Source organism: Vibrio sp. 704, from assembly GCF_033339295.1.
Genome location: NZ_JAWOUH010000016.1, coordinates 16510 through 33453, shown reverse-complemented (window position 1 = coordinate 33453; position 16944 = coordinate 16510). Strand labels below are relative to the sequence as shown.

19 protein-coding genes are annotated in these 16944 nt (G+C 44.7%); 10 read left to right on the top strand and 9 right to left on the bottom strand.

Translation table 11 applies throughout. The annotated features are described in order from the left end of the window. The first annotated feature begins 307 nt into the window (after nucleotides 1-307). From mlaF to R7R24_RS18220, 8 genes are all read left to right on the top strand, one after another. Nucleotides 308-1111: a phospholipid ABC transporter ATP-binding protein MlaF gene (gene mlaF, locus R7R24_RS18255; RefSeq protein WP_005388422.1), complete on the top strand. Its 804-nt coding sequence runs from the start codon at nucleotides 308-310 to the stop codon at nucleotides 1109-1111. After that, nucleotides 1101-1892, top strand: a complete 792-nt coding sequence (mlaE, locus tag R7R24_RS18250) for a lipid asymmetry maintenance ABC transporter permease subunit MlaE (RefSeq protein ID WP_005381100.1) — start codon at nucleotides 1101-1103, stop codon at nucleotides 1890-1892. The genes mlaF and mlaE overlap by 11 nt, the downstream gene beginning before the upstream one ends. A gap of 2 nt (nucleotides 1893-1894) precedes the next feature. Then, a complete protein-coding gene (mlaD, locus tag R7R24_RS18245; protein ID WP_005381099.1) occupies nucleotides 1895-2383 on the top strand; it encodes an outer membrane lipid asymmetry maintenance protein MlaD in 489 nt (162 codons plus the stop codon). Nucleotides 2384-2385: 2 nt separating this feature from the next. Further along, on the top strand, nucleotides 2386-3024 hold the full coding sequence (mlaC, locus tag R7R24_RS18240) for a phospholipid-binding protein MlaC (RefSeq protein WP_005381098.1): 639 nt from the start codon (nucleotides 2386-2388) through the stop codon (nucleotides 3022-3024). Then, on the top strand, nucleotides 3024-3344 hold the full coding sequence (locus R7R24_RS18235; protein ID WP_005381093.1) for a lipid asymmetry maintenance protein MlaB: 321 nt from the start codon (nucleotides 3024-3026) through the stop codon (nucleotides 3342-3344). Before mlaC ends, R7R24_RS18235 begins: the two co-directional genes overlap by 1 nt. 3 nt (nucleotides 3345-3347) lie before the next feature. Then, nucleotides 3348-3602 carry a BolA family iron metabolism protein IbaG gene (gene ibaG, locus R7R24_RS18230; protein WP_005381092.1) on the top strand — a complete coding sequence of 85 codons (255 nt, stop codon included), beginning with the start codon at nucleotides 3348-3350 and terminating at the stop codon, nucleotides 3600-3602. Nucleotides 3603-3611: 9 nt separating this feature from the next. After that, nucleotides 3612-4868 carry a UDP-N-acetylglucosamine 1-carboxyvinyltransferase gene (murA, locus tag R7R24_RS18225; RefSeq protein ID WP_005388419.1) on the top strand — a complete coding sequence of 419 codons (1257 nt, stop codon included), beginning with the start codon at nucleotides 3612-3614 and terminating at the stop codon, nucleotides 4866-4868. Between the two features lie 155 nt (nucleotides 4869-5023). Then, a complete protein-coding gene (locus R7R24_RS18220) occupies nucleotides 5024-5749 on the top strand; it encodes a 1-acylglycerol-3-phosphate O-acyltransferase (RefSeq protein ID WP_005381088.1) in 726 nt (241 codons plus the stop codon). An 85-nt stretch (nucleotides 5750-5834) separates the two neighbouring features. Here R7R24_RS18220 and R7R24_RS18215 read toward each other — a convergent pair whose 3' ends face one another. From R7R24_RS18215 to arcA, 6 genes are all read right to left on the bottom strand, one after another. Further along, entirely contained in the window at nucleotides 5835-6224 is a 390-nt protein-coding gene (locus tag R7R24_RS18215) for a RidA family protein (RefSeq protein WP_005381087.1), read from the bottom strand. A gap of 130 nt (nucleotides 6225-6354) precedes the next feature. Next, the gene (pyrI, locus tag R7R24_RS18210; protein ID WP_005381086.1) at nucleotides 6355-6816 is read right to left on the bottom strand and encodes an aspartate carbamoyltransferase regulatory subunit; all 462 of its coding nucleotides are present in this window, start codon (nucleotides 6814-6816) and stop codon (nucleotides 6355-6357) included. Between the two features lie 15 nt (nucleotides 6817-6831). Then, nucleotides 6832-7761 carry an aspartate carbamoyltransferase gene (pyrB, locus tag R7R24_RS18205; protein WP_005381085.1) on the bottom strand — a complete coding sequence of 310 codons (930 nt, stop codon included), beginning with the start codon at nucleotides 7759-7761 and terminating at the stop codon, nucleotides 6832-6834. An 86-nt stretch (nucleotides 7762-7847) separates the two neighbouring features. Then, a complete protein-coding gene (locus R7R24_RS18200) occupies nucleotides 7848-7943 on the bottom strand; it encodes a hypothetical protein (RefSeq protein WP_005381084.1) in 96 nt (31 codons plus the stop codon). 99 nt (nucleotides 7944-8042) lie between these two features. Then, complete coding sequence (locus R7R24_RS18195; RefSeq protein ID WP_005385520.1) at nucleotides 8043-9047, bottom strand: ornithine carbamoyltransferase; 1005 nt, start codon at nucleotides 9045-9047, stop codon at nucleotides 8043-8045. A gap of 156 nt (nucleotides 9048-9203) precedes the next feature. Further along, a complete protein-coding gene (arcA, locus tag R7R24_RS18190; RefSeq protein ID WP_005381082.1) occupies nucleotides 9204-10424 on the bottom strand; it encodes an arginine deiminase in 1221 nt (406 codons plus the stop codon). A gap of 583 nt (nucleotides 10425-11007) precedes the next feature. Here arcA and rraB point away from each other — a divergent pair. Both rraB and R7R24_RS18180 read left to right on the top strand, forming a co-directional pair. Beyond that, nucleotides 11008-11421: a ribonuclease E inhibitor RraB gene (gene rraB / locus R7R24_RS18185; RefSeq protein ID WP_005381081.1), complete on the top strand. Its 414-nt coding sequence runs from the start codon at nucleotides 11008-11010 to the stop codon at nucleotides 11419-11421. 154 nt (nucleotides 11422-11575) lie between these two features. Further along, complete coding sequence (locus tag R7R24_RS18180) at nucleotides 11576-12376, top strand: glycosyl hydrolase 2 galactose-binding domain-containing protein (RefSeq protein WP_017636183.1); 801 nt, start codon at nucleotides 11576-11578, stop codon at nucleotides 12374-12376. A 19-nt stretch (nucleotides 12377-12395) separates the two neighbouring features. Here R7R24_RS18180 and R7R24_RS18175 read toward each other — a convergent pair whose 3' ends face one another. The 3 genes from R7R24_RS18175 to R7R24_RS18165 form a co-directional block, all read right to left on the bottom strand. Further along, a complete protein-coding gene (locus tag R7R24_RS18175; RefSeq protein ID WP_017636182.1) occupies nucleotides 12396-13301 on the bottom strand; it encodes a bifunctional helix-turn-helix transcriptional regulator/GNAT family N-acetyltransferase in 906 nt (301 codons plus the stop codon). Nucleotides 13302-13416: 115 nt separating this feature from the next. Continuing rightward, on the bottom strand, nucleotides 13417-13821 hold the full coding sequence (locus R7R24_RS18170; RefSeq protein WP_005381078.1) for a DUF2061 domain-containing protein: 405 nt from the start codon (nucleotides 13819-13821) through the stop codon (nucleotides 13417-13419). Nucleotides 13822-14023: 202 nt separating this feature from the next. Then, nucleotides 14024-16882 carry a valine--tRNA ligase gene (locus R7R24_RS18165; RefSeq protein ID WP_191116194.1) on the bottom strand — a complete coding sequence of 953 codons (2859 nt, stop codon included), beginning with the start codon at nucleotides 16880-16882 and terminating at the stop codon, nucleotides 14024-14026. Nucleotides 16883-16944: the final 62 nt, after the last annotated feature.

Genomic DNA, 16944 nt, shown 5'->3' with positions numbered 1-16944 from the left:
GGAAGATAAACGAAGAATAAATTAAAGGTTAGTAACGAAAATGTATGTAAATCTCACTCATTTAAATGAGCAATTCTGGTCTAGGATTTAAACACTTCGTGCTAATTCGGTCATAAACCATGAGAAATTGCAGGGATATACTCGACTTTATTTAATTGAACAGTGCTTTAAATTCAACGCCAATGTGCTTATGATTGCAGCCTAATAAATGTACCGACGTTACTTTATTAAACGTAGAATTCAACTCCGATGAGTATCTGCTTGATGATTCCGTGAGTTGCAACGCTCCTACAGTAGAAGAGATGATATGTCGAACAACGATTTAGTCACCGTGAACAACCTCACTTTTTCACGGGGAGAACGCATGATCTTTGATGATATTGATCTGCATGTTCCTGAGGGCAAAGTGACGGCCATTATGGGACCATCGGGAATTGGTAAAACAACACTGCTGCGTTTGATTGGTGGTCAGTTGTATCCCGAGCAAGGAGAGATCTGGTTTGATGGCGACAATATTCCCTCTCTCTCGCGTAAAAAACTCTACCACGCTCGAAAGAAAATGAGCATGTTGTTCCAGTCAGGGGCTTTATTCACTGATTTGAATGTTTTTGATAATGTCGCCTTTCCATTAAGAGAGCATACCGATTTATCGGAAGATTTGATTCGCACCATGGTGTTACTCAAGCTCGAAGCTGTCGGTCTGCGCGGCGCGGCGCAATTAATGCCGAGTGAGCTTTCAGGTGGTATGGCAAGACGCGCTGCTTTGGCTCGGGCAATCGCACTTGACCCTGACTTGATCATGTACGATGAGCCGTTTGTGGGGCAAGACCCAATCACTATGGGCGTTTTGGTTGAGCTAATTAGCAATCTAAACCAAGCGTTAGGTTTGACCTCTATTGTGGTTTCTCACGACGTACCTGAAGTCATGAGTATTGCTGACTGGGTATACCTGATGGCCGATGGAAAAATCATCGCCTATGGTACGCCAGAAGAGCTGACTCAAAACTCTGATCCTCGTGTCCAGCAGTTCTTACAAGGTGATGCCGACGGTCCTGTACCGTTTCGTTTCCCTTCTCAAAGTATCGAAAAGGACTTATTTGATGGTCGATAACTTCATTCACTTTGTCGCATCGTTGGGTCGACGCACGCTTTCTATTTGCGGAGCATTTGGTCGTGCGACTTTCATGTTGATTGGGGCGCTATTTTCTAAGCCACAACCGATCAGAAGCTTTCCTCTGCTTGTTAAGCAACTTTATTCTGTTGGTGTTCAGTCGCTGGCGATCATCGTCGTATCTGGTCTGTTCATTGGAATGGTTTTGAGTCTACAAGGCTATGTTGTGTTGGTGGATTACGGCGCAGAAGGCAGTTTGGGGCAAATGGTAGCGCTTTCGTTACTCCGTGAATTAGGACCCGTTGTTACTGCACTTTTGTTTGCTGGTCGTGCCGGTTCTGCGTTAACCGCAGAGATAGGTCTAATGAAAGCAACGGAACAACTGTCTAGCCTTGAAATGATGGCGGTAGACCCATTGAAACGAGTGATTGCACCACGGTTTTGGGCTGGGGTTATCTCAATGCCTTTACTGGCTATGATTTTCATGGCTGTGGGAATTTGGGGCGCTCAGCTTGTTGGTGTTGACTGGAAAGGCGTTGATCACGGCAGTTTTTGGTCAGCGATGCAGTCCTCTGTTGAGCTAGGACAAGACATTGGTAACAGTATGATCAAATGTTTTGCGTTTGCAATTACGGTTACTTGGGTCGCTCTATTTAACGGTTATGATGCTATTCCAACATCGGAAGGGATCAGCCGAGCAACTACGCGCACTGTTGTGCATTCTTCTTTAGCAGTACTAGGATTAGACTTTGTACTGACCGCATTGATGTTTGGGAATTAATCATGCAACAAACACGTAAAACTGAATTATGGGTTGGCAGCTTTGTATTAGCGGGAATTTGCGCGATTCTTGTGATGATTTTTCAAGTTGCTGACGTAAAAAGCATTGGCTCTGGTGATACTTATACCCTCAAAGCCGAGTTCGATAATATTGGCAGTTTAAAAGTTCGTTCTCCCGTAAAAGTGGGGGGCGTTGTGATTGGTCGAGTAAGTAGTATTTCGCTTAACCCAGACAACTTATTGCCAGTTGTAACACTATCTATCAATAGCAAATACAATCAGTTCCCAGAAACGTCGAGCGTACAAATTTTGACATCTGGGCTGATTGGTGAGCAATACATTGGTTTAGTACCTGGCTTCGTTTTTGATGATGAAGTCATGCTGGTGGATGGTGATACCATCGAAGACACCAAATCGGCGCTTGTGCTTGAAGACTTAATTGGTCAAGTACTATACAGCGTAGGTGGTTCAGACGACTCAAGTAAGGAATAACTATGTTAGCGAGATTACTACTTTCAGTTTGTGCTGTGTTTAGCGTCTTTGGAGCAACAGCAGCAGAGGTGGATAAAACTGAACCTTATAAGATGATGAAGCAGGTAGCTGAAGTCACGTTCGAAAGATTGAAAGCCGAACAGCCGAAAATCAAACAAGATCCAAATTTACTTAAAGTGATCGTTGAAGAAGAGCTAATGCCTTACGTCAACTACCGCTATGCAGGGTTAAAACTTCTTGGTCCAAACTTAAAAGGTGCTAAGCGTGAAGATGTACTTGAGTTTATCGATGCATTTCGTGCGTACCTGATTGCGTCTTATGCACAAGTGTTGACGCAATACTCTGACCAAAAAATTGAGTTTGGTCCTGAGCCTAGCATTGATGACTCTAAGCGTATTACAAGCATTAAAGTTGATATCATCGATACTCCGCGTCCAAACATCAAACTTGAGTTTAAACTGCGTAAAGACAACCAGTCTGGTGAGTGGGAAGCATTCGATATGATTGCAGAGGGCATTAGTTTGCTTTCTAGTAAACAATCCGAATGGAACAGTAAAATTCGTCAAGAAGGTATTCTATCTGTTGCTAAAGACCTAGAAAAATTGGCCGCAGAACCGATCCGCTTCGAGGCTAAGAAATAATGGCCCAGACTCCCGCTCAGTGGCAATTGGATCAAAACATTCTTAAGCTAACAGGGGCACTTGATAGAGATACAGTGCCTTCATTGTGGGCGTATGCACAGCAATGGCAACCTGCTCAATCGGAGCTGGAATGCTCGCTAAAAGAGATAGAGCGCGTCGACTCTGCAGGAATGGTGATGTTAATCCACTTATTAGAGCATGCAAAAAAGCAAAACTGTCATATAATGCTCAGTTTCGTGCCGGCGCAACTGCGCACTTTGTTTCAACTGAGCAATGTTGAATCTTTAGTGGCCAAACACATACAGAATTATCAGGGGTAAATTGTGGATAGCGCAAAAGTACAACAGTTATTAGAAGAAGCACTAAACCTTCAAGAAGTGCATGTGAAAGGTGAAGGTAGCCACTATGAAGTGGTTGCTGTTGATGCTTGTTTCGATGGAATGAGCCGCGTTAAGAAGCAGCAGCTAATTTATGCTCCTCTGATGGAATACATCCAGCGTAACGACATTCACGCATTATCAATCAAAGCGTTCACACCAGAAGAGTGGGCTCGTGATAAGAAATTGATGTCGCTTTAAGGTTTATTGATGGAAAAGTTTCGAGTTATTGGGTCAGATAAACCACTAGTTGGTGAAGTGACCATTTCAGGTGCAAAAAACGCAGCACTGCCGATTTTATTTGCGTCTATCTTGGCGGAAGAGCCAGTAGAAGTGGCAAACGTACCACACCTTCGTGATATCGACACAACGATGGAATTGCTTAAGCGTTTAGGCGCGAAAGTAAGCCGCAATGGCTCTGTTCATGTTGATCCAAGCAGTATTACAGAATACTGTGCTCCTTATGACTTGGTGAAAACCATGCGTGCTTCTATTTGGGCTTTGGGTCCTTTGGTGGCGCGCTTTGGTCAAGGTCAGGTTTCTTTACCAGGCGGTTGTGCTATTGGCGCTCGTCCTGTGGATCTACATATTTCTGGTTTAGAGCAGCTTGGCGCAACCATTACATTAGAAGATGGTTATGTGAAAGCAGAAGTGGATGGCCGTCTAAAAGGCGCGCACATCGTGATGGATAAAGTCAGCGTAGGCGCGACGATCACCATCATGTGTGCCGCAGCGCTGGCGGAAGGCACAACAACACTAGATAACGCTGCGCGTGAGCCTGAAATCGTCGATACCGCTGATTTCCTAAATAAGCTTGGCGCAAAAATCTCTGGCGCCGGCACAGATACCATTACGATTGAAGGTGTTGAGCGCCTAGGCGGTTGTAAACACAACGTGGTTGCTGACCGTATTGAGACGGGAACATTCCTTGTCGCAGCAGCAGTATCTGGCGGTAAAGTGGTATGTCGCAACACTAATGCTCATTTGCTTGAAGCGGTTCTCGCCAAGCTGGAAGAAGCTGGCGCGCTTGTCGAAACGGGTGAAGATTGGATCTCCGTTGATATGACCGACCGCGAGCTAAAAGCGGTAAGTGTACGTACTGCGCCACATCCTGGTTTCCCGACGGATATGCAAGCTCAATTTACGCTACTGAACATGATGGCGAAAGGTGGAGGCGTAATCACTGAGACTATCTTTGAAAACCGCTTTATGCACGTACCAGAACTCATGCGTATGGGCGCTAAAGCTGAGATCGAAGGCAATACGGTTATCTGTGGTGATGTTGAGTCACTCAGCGGTGCGCAAGTGATGGCAACCGATCTACGAGCTTCGGCTAGTTTGGTTATTGCAGGTTGCATTGCTAAAGGTGAAACCGTCGTTGATCGTATTTACCATATCGACCGTGGTTACGACAAAATCGAAAATAAACTGGCTGCACTTGGCGCAAATATTGAGCGAGTGAGCTAGGCAAGTTAAACTGCACCGCAGGTAACTTGGATATCAAGAGAGCCGAAACCTGAGTTTCGGCTTTTTTATATCACTCTCATGACCATATTTTCCCTTTATGGAAAGAGAGATATTAATAGCTGTATCTGGCAAAAGCCGGTTCCTGGAGAACAAGAATGATTGCACTGTTACGTGTATTTGCTGTCGCTATCTTTGCGATTGTTATGTTTATTGGTGGTTGTGGTTACTGCCTATTAAGCCCTAGAAACCCTAAGCACGTTTTCACTTTTGGCCGTTTGTTTGCCAAGATGTCTCGTGTGTTTGGGATTAAGTTAGAGTTGCGTATCCCTGAAGATGCGTATTCACGCGGCCAACATGTTTACATTGCTAACCACCAGAACAACTGGGACATGTTTACTGTTTCTGCGGCTGTGACTCCGAAAGTTGTGACAGTAGGTAAAAAGAGCTTGGCTTGGATGCCACTGTTTGGCCAGCTTTACTGGCTTACGGGTAACATTCTGATTGACCGAGCGAATCGTTCTAAAGCAAAAGGTACTATCGATCAGGTCGTGAGCAGCATGAAAGAAAGTGATGTTTCTGTGTGGATGTTCCCAGAAGGCACGCGTTCTCGTGGGCGTGGTTTGCTGCCATTCAAAACAGGTGCTTTTCATGCGGCAATTGGTGCAGGTGTGCCAATCATTCCTATCGTATGTAGCTCGACGAATAAAATTAAGCTGAACCGTTGGAACAATGGTCATGTGATTGTTGAAATGCTACCTCCAATCAGCACTGAAGGCTATGGTAAAGAGGGTATTCGCGAGTTAGCGAATATCTGTCGTGAACAGATGAAAGAGAAGCTTGAATCGTTAGATGAAGAAGTCAAACAGCGCAACGCTGCTTAAGTTTTACTGCGATATCATCACGAAAAGACAATAAAAAACGGGTAGCCTGAGCTACCCGTTTTTTTATGTTTGTCAGCAAGTGCAATTATTTGCGAACAGCGATTGCTTCAATCTCGATGCCAACATCTTTTGGTAGGCGAGCCACTTCTACACAAGAGCGTGCAGGGTAGTTTGCTACGCCGTGCTCATCAAAGAACTTGCCGTAAACTTCGTTCACTGTGCCAAAGTCATTTAGGTCTTTAACAAAAACCGTTAGCTTTACAATATCAGATACTTTAAGACCTGAAGATTCAACCACAGCCTTTACGTTTTCTAGAGACTGACGAGCTTGTTCTGCGATATCAGCAGACACTTCACCTGTCGCTGGGTTTACTGGGATTTGGCCTGAAGTAAGAACCATGTTACCTAGATCTACGCCTTGAACGTAAGGACCGATTGCTGCTGGTGCAGACTCAGTGTGAAGTACTTTCGTCATTTGATTTTTTCCATCAGTTGTAGGGAATAAAGATTCTCAGTTTGCCTCTAAACCCTCGGTAGGTAAAGAGCAAAATACCCTGACATTGCAGGGTATTTTAAACGTATCACAGCCTAGTCGTGCGGCGTGTTTATCGCTCGGTTACGATCTCGCGTGAGAACACTTTCTCGCAGTATTTACACTTTAGGCGGATTTCTTGTTTCTTCTCGAACACGCTAAAGCTGCTTTCTACTGGTTCATTATGAGAAATACAGTTTGAATTCGGGCATTCAAATACATCATTGATGCGCTCAGGAAGCTCTAACGCGAGCTTTTTCACCACTTCATAATTCTCGATTTGATTCACGGTCGCGTGAGGAGCATACAACGCTAACTTGCTCGCTTGCTCTTCATTGATAAACACGTTTTCGATTTTGAGTAGATCTTTATGACCGAGTGCTGATGATGGCAAGTTCAGTCCAATCGTTACGCGTTGTGATGAATTGTGCATATCGAACAATCTTAATACTTTGATGCCGATTTGCGCAGGGATGTGGTCGATGACCGTACCATTTTTGATTGCTTCTACCTGCAATTGAGTTTCTTTAGCCATGATTTTTCCCCTCGATTACAGTGTTTCGTTTAGAACAAGCGCCAGCAGTGCTTGGCGAGCATACACGCCATTTTGAGCTTGCTGGAAGAAGTAGGCATGAGGCGTTTTATCAACATCAGTTGTGATTTCATCCACACGTGGTAGTGGGTGCAGTACTTTCAAGTTCTCGCGCGCGCCTTCTAGTAGCGCTGCCGTTAGGATGTAAGCCGACTTAATATGTGCGTATTCCGATTCGTCAAAACGTTCTTTCTGTACGCGTGTCATGTACAGAATATCCAGTTCAGGAATCACACTTTCCATGTCTGTGTGTAGGCTATATTGAATGCCAGCTTCATCTAGTTCTTCGCAGATGTAATCTGGCATTGCCAGCGCATCTGGTGCAACAAAGAAGAAGCGGATGTTGTTAAACTTTGCTAAGGCTTGAGTCAGTGAGTGCACTGTGCGGCCATATTTTAGGTCACCTACGAATGCGACGTTCAGGTTGTCTAGACGCCCTTGTGTTTCCGCGATGGTGTATAGGTCGAGTAGCGTTTGAGTTGGGTGTTGGTTTGCACCGTCGCCCGCGTTGATCACTGGCACGCCATTTGAAAATTCAGAGGCCAAGCGAGCGGCGCCTTCTTGTGGATGACGCATCACAAAGGCATCGACGTAAGAAGAGATGACTTGTACTGAATCTGCGAGTGTTTCGCCTTTTTTCGCCAGAGAGGTATTACCATCATTATCAAAGCCAATCACGTCACCACCAATGCGCTGAATCGCTGTTTCAAACGATAAACGTGTACGTGTTGATGGTTCAAAGAAACAACTTGCAACGACTTTGTTTTTAATCAGTTCTGGTCGAGGTGCTTTTTTAAGGCTACCTGCTGTTTCTACGATAAGTTCCAGTTCTTCGCGTGAAAGCTCTGGAATAGAGATGATGTGCTTCTGGTAAAGCGAGTTCGCCATGATCTTCTTCCCTATAACATTGATTACTACATCCAAATAACCGAAAGGAATTTTGGACATAAAAAAACCTCCCCAATGGGGAGGTTTTAAAATTCAATAGAATTAACGAAAATAACACCACGTAAGCGTAGTCGCTTAGCGAGAGCAAATCGCGTTTTTACGTCAGCAATCAGCGTGGTCATTTCTTAATCCTCAGACAAATTGCCGAGCATTATACGCTTAACTTTCGTGAGCGCAAGCGATTACATCATGGTTTTTATCGGCTGTTTTTGCGCACTGGTTTAGCTTCCTAGCGTCGCAACCATCACGGCTTTGATGGTATGCATACGGTTTTCAGCTTCGTCGAATACGATGGAGTATTCCGATTCAAATACCTCTTCTGTTACTTCAAGGCCTTTCATACCGTATTTTTCAGCGACTTCTTTGCCGACGGTGGTTTCATCATTGTGGAAAGCTGGAAGGCAGTGCATGAATTTCACATGTGGATTACCCGTTTGCTCAATCACGTCCATATTGATTTGATAAGGTGTCATTAACGCTACACGTTCATCCCATGCCTCGGCAGACTCACCCATAGACACCCAAACGTCGGTGTATAGGAAGTCACAACCTTTCACACCTTCCTCAACGCTTTCTGTTAACGTGATTTTTGCACCTGTTTGTTGCGCGATAGTTTGACAAGTTGCCACGAGCTCTTCTTCAGGCCAGAACGCTTTTGGCGCGACAAGGCGAATATCCATGCCCATTTTCGCTGCGCCCACCATAAGTGAGTTACCCATGTTGTTGCGCGCATCACCTAGGTAAGCGAAGGTTATTTCATGCAGCTGTTTACCACGGCCGTGCTCTTGCATGGTCAGGAAGTCAGCAAGGATCTGGGTTGGGTGGAACTCATCCGTTAAACCATTCCACACTGGAACACCAGCATAAGTACCAAGCTCTTCAACAATGGATTGTCCAAAGCCTCGGTATTCAATCCCGTCGTACATACGACCAAGAACACGAGCTGTGTCTTTCATCGATTCCTTATGACCGATCTGCGAGCCAGAAGGGCCGATGTAAGAGACTTGAGCACCTTGGTCAAAGGCAGCGACTTCAAACGCACATCGGGTACGAGTCGAAGATTTCTCAAAGATTAGTGCGATGTTTTTACCTTGAAGTTTCTTCTGCTCTGTTCCTGCATATTTAGCTTTTTTCAGCTCTGCAGACAGTTCGAGCAAAAATTGGATTTCTTTGGTTGAGAAGTCCAATAGCTTCAAAAAGTTGCGGTTACGTAAATTGAAAGCCATAGCTCGTCCCTTAGTACATGTGATTAGATTAATAGAATTCATTAAAACATATAAATGCTTTTATTGTGAATAATTATTTTTAAGTAAGGCTAAAAAAGGTTGATGTATTCACATCAACCTTAGTTTTGATTCTCCTAATGTAAAGGGACGAGAAAGTTATATATCGTCTCGTTCTATTGGACAGCTCATACAGCGAGCGCCACCGCGACCACGACCAAGCTCGTTACCGGGTACTGTCAGTACTTTGATGCCAGCTTTATCGTATTTTTCGTTGGTGTATACATTGCGTTCGTAACCAATTACTACGCCCGGTTTTACAGTTAGAACGTTATTGGCGTCATTCCATTGTTCGCGTTCCGCTTCATAGCTGTCGCCACCAGTGGTGATGATTTTCAGCTGATCTAAGCCAAGAGCGGACTCAATCGCGTGCAGATAGTTATGCGAGGCTTCAACATGCATTTCACCATTGCCTTTTGGTGTTAAGCGCCATGTGTCGAGATCTTTGCGCATGATCTCTGGGTAGACAGAGAAAGTATCTACATCCATATGGGTCATCACGGTGTCTAAATGCATACATGAGCGGTGTTTAGGCAGATCAATTGCAATCACCTCGGTAGCTTGGCCTGCTTTAAATAGGCTTGCTGCAAGGTTCTCTACACCTTGTGCAGTCGTACGCTCAGACATACCGATAAGAACTGCACCTTTACCAATAACCAACACATCACCGCCTTCGACATTCGCGTTATCATAATGCAGATCATCGTCACCGAAGTATTTGATAAAATCTTGGCCAGCAAAAATTGGGTGCCAACGATAAATCGCACGTAGGTGGTTTGTTTCACGTTGACGTGCAGGCATCATCATCGGGTTGAGAGAAACGCCGCCATAAACCCAACATGAGGTATCACGAGTAAAGAGGTGATTAGGCAGTGGCTCAATAACAAAGTCGAGAGGACGCTTCATTTTTGGCAGCATAGAAGATGAGGAGATCGGTAGCTCTGAGTAAGCTAAGCCACCTAAAAATATGCAGGCAAGATGTTCATCATCCATTTCTGAAAAGTATTGGCGTAGGTCTCGCGCAAATGTTGGCCCGTAGCGAAAGTCAGAAATCTGAGTGTTCAGCAGCCATTGTTTTGCTTCTGGAACGGCGAGGGTTTCGACCAGTAAATCGTGGAGGAGAAGCACTTCAACGTCTTGCTCGCGCAGCGTACGTGCGAATGCATCGTGCTCTTCACCTGCCGCTTCTACAGCAAGAACGTCATCAAATAGCAACTCATGACAGTTTGACGGAGTTAAGTGGGTTAGGGCGCGTTCAGGGCGATTTAATAGAACTCGTCGAAGTTGACCAACTTCTGATCCAACGTACAGCTTGCTCATTTTGTATCCTTACAAATTTTCCAGCCATTAGTTATGACAAGCTTCCTAGAAAGATGCAAGTTATCAAGCTTTGTTTATATTCTGGTGTTTCTGGTTTTGTGAGTTTTTTATTTTTATTTTGATTCTTATGAAATTTATTATTAGATATAAATGCTATTTTACTAAAATTAGAGTGCGTGCGTTTTTATTCTAATTTTCCCGTTGAGAAAGAATACACGCACAGTGCATAAAACGTGCATTTTTATTCTAAATTATGCATTATTAAAGTGAATTTATTCGTTATGCTTCTTCGTTTTACACGTGAGTGTATTCAAGAAAGCATCATAAACACGCATAGAAAGAGAAAATAACCACATTAAGTGTCAATTAGGATGTTCTGAATATTAAAAAATGCCATTCTTTGTTAATTTTTTGTTTCTTTGTGTGGTCGGTTTAATATTTAGATTCAAATAACCGATAAGAATCGCAGTGGTATGATGTTTGTTTGTGGCTTTTCATCGCAATCCATGCCATATTTCACCGGATCAGCATACTCAGTATCGGGTATTGTGTTTCCATCAAGTAACTAATCTGGAGCCAAAACATGTCTCACGAAGATGAATATCTATCAGTAGAAGAATTAATTGAGATTCAAAAGGAAGAGACTCGCGATATCATTGCAGCATTGCTAGAAGATGGCAGCGATCCAGATTCGCTATACGAAATTGAGCACCACCTGTTTGCAGAAGATTTTGACACGCTAGAAAAAGCGGTAGTTGAAGCATTCAAGATGGGCTTTGAAGTTCTTGAAGCAGAAGAAACTGAAGATGAAGATGGTAACAAGTTGCTTTGCTGTGATGCGACTATGGAGTCCGCACTAGACGCAGAAGCGATTGATGCGCAAGTTGAAAAATTGATTCACTTGGCAGAAAAATACGACATCATCTATGACGGTTGGGGTACGTACTACGAAGGCGAAGATGCGCTTTACCCTGAAGAAGATGAAGACGACGAGTAATCAAAGCTCACTACTTTTGGAAAAACCAGCGTTTAACGCTGGTTTTTTTATTCCTTGAAAAACTGACGAATGTGGAGGCGATAAATAATTCACATTGAGTTTATAGGGGATTTCTCCCTATAATGCGTGAAAATTGATCTAGCTCAAGGTGTATATGCAACTCTCACTCGCCGGTTTATGGCAAGTCTCTCCACTGACGGACCTTTCTATCCCACAGGATGACATTACTTTCCCTGCTCCTTTGAGTCAGGTATTGCCAGCTGAACTGACAGAAGAAGCGATTCGTCAGCAAGAGTGGCACCTGATGCATGACATTGAAGTGGACGAATCCATGATGGAATTCCCAGCGGTAGAAATGGTGTTGGGTGGTGTGGATTACCATGCAGAAGTGCGTTTGAACGGAGTAGCATTGTTCGACTGTGACGGTTCTCAAAATGTCTACAAGAAAGACATTCGTCCGTTCATGCAAATGGGGCGTAACCGCTTTGAAATCTTGTTCTTAGAGGAAGAAGAGGATCTTCTGTTTGATGAAGATAAACCTGAGCTGTGCTCTCTGTCCGATCATGAATATAAAAAAAGTGATGAGCGCTTAGGGGTATGGCAAGAACCGTATCTGCAGTTCATTCGCAATGTACGTTTAGACCGTGTGGCAACCGAGCAGATTTGGCACCACGGTGGTGGTTGCGAGTTTAAAGTAGACTTGTACTATCAAACTTTTGCGCCGGGTCTGGTCTCTGCATCGGTTAAGTTTAATGGTATGACTTACCATATTCCTATTGATGTCCGAGCGGAGCATGCGAGCGCTTTATTCCAGATCGAAGCGCCAAAGTATGCCGATCTTACTGATCCTGATCCAAGTGATCTCTACCAGTTGTCTGTTGAGTTGGATGGGCAGCACCAAAACTTCACTGTTGCCTTGAGCCAGGAGCTTTGTGTTACCCATGTTGTGCTTTAACGTCTAATAATATTATCTATTACAGCATCTTAAGCATTACGACTTCACATGCATCATGCCCTGTTTGTCCAAGCGGGGCATCGAGATGCTCAAAGCCTAGCTTTTCATACAAGCTTACCGCTTCTCTCAGACATTCAGTTGTCTCTAAATAGCACTGCTGATACCCAAATTGTTTCGCCAATTGTAAGCTCAATGCGACGATGCGTTTGGCTAAACCGTGTCCTCGTGTTTGAGGTAAGAAGTACATCTTTTGTAGTTCACACACATTTGGCTCGCCAGCTAAAGGGGCAAAGCCACCGCCACCAACGATCTCTCCGCGATGTTCAATGACCCAATAGGCGGCCCTGTTTTGATTGTACACCGAATACATATCATCAAGCGTTGGATCGGCCACACCATAACCTTTGTCTGCGGTTAAGCCGTATTCTGCAGAGACTTTACGAATCACATCTGCGACTTGCGGGTTGTCTGCTTTAGTAAGAGGTCGAAGAACGTATTCCTCAGCCTGACACACTTTTGTTAGCCCTTTTAGGTAAGTCTCTAGACCAAGTTTGAGTTGCTCTTGCTCGCTGTCATCGAGTTGGGTAAGCAGTTGTTCAAAGAAGTGGTTTTGCTGTTGGTCCAGTTGTGATAACGCCTGTTGGCCTTGCTCTGTAATCGCGACGAGTTGACTACGTTTGTCTTTTGGGTTTTCGATGCTCTCGACCAAACCTAATTTAATCAAACCAGTAACGGTTCGGCTCGCGTTGGACTTGTCGACATTAAGCTGCTGTGCCAGCTGATTGATGGTCAATGGCTGCAATTGGATTTCACCCAATGCGTGCGCTTGCACTGGAGTGAGAGCGACATCGCCGCATTGTTTATCAAGCATACCAAGCAATCGGACTGCTTGACGGGAGTAGTGTCGAAGTTGACGAGCGTTCATTATCACTTACCTCTAAAAATAAAGTTGCGCACCGCAACTAAAATAATTGCGGTACGCAACCTTGTCAATGGTAAATGTCATTTTTCTTGTTAGGAGACGTAGTGAGCCTCCATGTTTAAGCGTGGTGATGTAAACAAAACTGCGGTGCTGGAGCTTTTTCTGATGATTTACGCATCCATACTTTCTCGTGGAAGTAGTAAGCCACCGTGTTCAAACTCGGCTCTAGCATCGCCATTACGCCGCCGACAAATGCATCACCTGTTAGTAAGTAAACCACGGTAAAAGCGACGCTGAAGTGCACGGTCGCAAAGCTTGCGGTTTTTAATTTGGTCATCCACTGACGAGCTTTAAGTGCTGGGACTTTTGCCCATGCCTTTTCATGAAAGTAGAAGGCTACGGTGTTCACTGAAGGCTCAATCATGGCAATTAAACTACCAATTAGAATGTCGCCTGTGAGTACGTAAGCGACACTAAATGCGATAGTAAAATGCAGTGCTGCGAAAGTTAGTGTCTTTTTCATGATAATTACTCAATCGTGTTTGTTTCGATGAGTCCATTATCGATAATAATTCTCATTAATGCTAATGAATGATGAGTATTGTTGCGATAGGGGAAAGCTATTGATGATGGTTTTTGGTGAAAGATATACAAAAAAGGTTGACCATGATGGCCAACCTTTGGATTCAAAGTGAGAAGTGTTAGTTCTTCTCTTTCACTGAGGCTTAAAGTGCAGCGATCGTTGTCTTCTGCTCTTCTAGCTTAGCTAGTGTCTCTTTGTAGCCTTCAAGCTTCTCACGCTCTTTAGCAACAACAGCTTCAGGTGCTTTCGCTACAAAGCCTTCGTTGCCCAGTTTGCCTTCGATACGCTTGATTTCGCCGTGCGTCTTCTTGATTTCGCCATCTAGACGAGCAAGCTCAGCATCTTTGTCGATCAGACCTGCCATTGGGATCATTAGCTCAGACTTAGCAACCAATGCTGTTGCACACGCTGGCGTTTCTTCGTCAGCAGCAAGTACGCGTACAGATTCTAGTTTCGCTAGAGACATTAGTACTTGTTTGTTTGCTTCTAGACGCGCAGCGTCTTCTGCGTTTGCTGCTTTCAGCATAACGTCAAGCGGCTTACCAGGGTTGATGTCGTATTCAGCACGTAGGTTACGGATGCTGGTAATAAACGCTTTCACCCATTCAATGTCGTCTAGCGCTTCTTGGTTGAAGTTTGCTTCGTCGAATTGAGGCAGTGCTTGCAGCATGATTGTCTCGCCTTCTACACCTTCAACTAATGGCTTGATGCTTTGCCAGATAGTTTCAGTGATGTAAGGAATCACTGGGTGAGCTAGACGTAGAGTCTTCTCAAGAACCGTGATTAATGTACGACGAGTACCACGCTGTTGTGCTTCAGTACCTTTCCATAGAACGGGTTTAGTTAGCTCTAGGTACCAGTCACAGAATTGGTTCCAGATGAATTCGTAAAGCGTGTTCGCAGCCATATCTAGACGGAAGTTGTCGATATGGTTGTTGAACGCTTTCGCTGCAAGTTCAAACTGAGACTCGATCCATTTGTCCGCTAGTGAGTATTCAATCTCACCACCGTTGAAGCCACAATCTTGCTCTTCTGTGTTCATCATTACGTAACGGCTTGCGTTCCATAGTTTGTTACAGAAGTTACGGTAACCCTCAAGACGCTTCATATCCCAGTTGATATCGCGACCTGTTGATGCCATTGCTGCAAGAGTGAAACGTAGCGCGTCTGTACCGTATGCTTCGATACCGTTTTCAAACGTCTTACGAGTGTTCTTCTCGATCTTCTTCGCTAGCTGAGGCTGCATCATGTTGCCACAACGCTTCTCTACTAGAGACTCTAGGTCGATACCATCGATCATGTCGATTGGGTCAAGTACGTTACCTTTCGACTTAGACATCTTGTCGCCGTTTTCGTCACGGATTAGACCAGTAACGTAAACCGTTTTAAATGGTACTTGTGGTTTGCCGTTTTCGTCTTTCACGAAGTGCATGGTCATCATGATCATGCGCGCAACCCAGAAGAAGATGATGTCGAAACCAGTTACTAGTACGTCTGAAGGGTGGAATACTTTCAGATCGTCAGTTTGCTCTGGCCAACCTTGAGTACCGAACGTCCATAGTGCAGAAGAGAACCATGTATCCAGTACGTCTTCGTCTTGGTGCAGTTCAATAACTGACTCTAGGTTGTTGTTCTTACGAACTTCTTCTTCGTCGCGACCTACGTAAACATTACCTTGGTTGTCGTACCAAGCTGGGATGCGGTGACCCCACCATAGTTGACGAGAGATACACCAGTCTTGAACGTCACGCATCCAAGAGAAGTACATGTTTTCGTATTGCTTAGGAACGAATTGGATGTCGCCGTTTTCTACTGCTTCAACCGCTGTTTTCGCTAGAGGCGCAGTACGTACGTACCATTGGTCAGTTAGCATTGGTTCGATAACCACGCCACCACGGTCGCCGTAAGGAACTTGTAGATCGTGATCTTTCACTTCTTCAAGTAGGCCTAGCTCGTCGAATTCAGCAACGATAGCTTTACGAGCGGCAAAACGCTCCATACCGTGGTATTTAGCTGGTAGCTCAGTGCTGTAAGCGTCGCTTGCTTCGCCGTTGGTGTTGAATACTTCAGAAGCATCACGGATGTTTGCGTCGAAAGTCAGAATGTTGATCATTGGTAGCTGGTGGCGCTTACCTACTTCGTAGTCGTTGAAGTCGTGCGCAGGTGTGATTTTCACACAGCCAGTACCTTTTTCCATATCTGCGTGCTCATCGCCCACGATTGGGATGCGACGATCAACGATAGGAAGGATGATTTCTTTACCGATAAGATCTTTGTAACGTGGATCTTCTGGGTTAACTGCAACACCCGTATCGCCTAGCACGGTCTCTGGACGAGTCGTTGCAACAACGATGTAGTCTTTGCCATCCGCTGTTTTAGCGCCATCTGCTAGTGGGTAGCGGAAGTGCCACATGTGGCCTTTAGTGTCTTTGTTCTCTACTTCTAGATCTGAAATCGCTGTGTGTAGCTTTGGATCCCAGTTAACTAGACGCTTACCGCGGTAGATTAGATCGTCTTCGTATAGACGTACGAACACTTCTTGAACGGCGTTAGATAGACCAGCGTCCATCGTGAAGCGTTCACGATCCCAGTCTACAGATGCGCCAAGACGACGAAGCTGCTTAGTGATAGTGCCGCCAGATTCGCCTTTCCATTCCCAGATTTTGTCGATGAAAGCTTCACGACCGTAATCGTGTTTTGTTTTGCCTTCTTCTGCAGCGATCTTACGCTCAACAACCATCTGAGTTGCGATACCAGCGTGGTCAGTACCTACTTGCCAAAGGGTGTTTTTACCCTTCATACGTTCACAACGGATAAGCGTATCCATGATCGTATCTTGGAACGCGTGGCCCATGTGTAGGCTACCAGTGACGTTCGGTGGCGGGATCATGATGCTGTATGATTCTTTAGTAGTGTCACCGTGTGGCTTAAAGTAGCCTTTCTCTTCCCAAGTCTGATACAGAGCTTGTTCGATTGAAGTTGGGTTGTATGTCTTTTCCATAGCGCTCTTTTAATGGATACGTTGATGGTTGAATCTTAGTCAATCTTTATAAGTGAGGGATC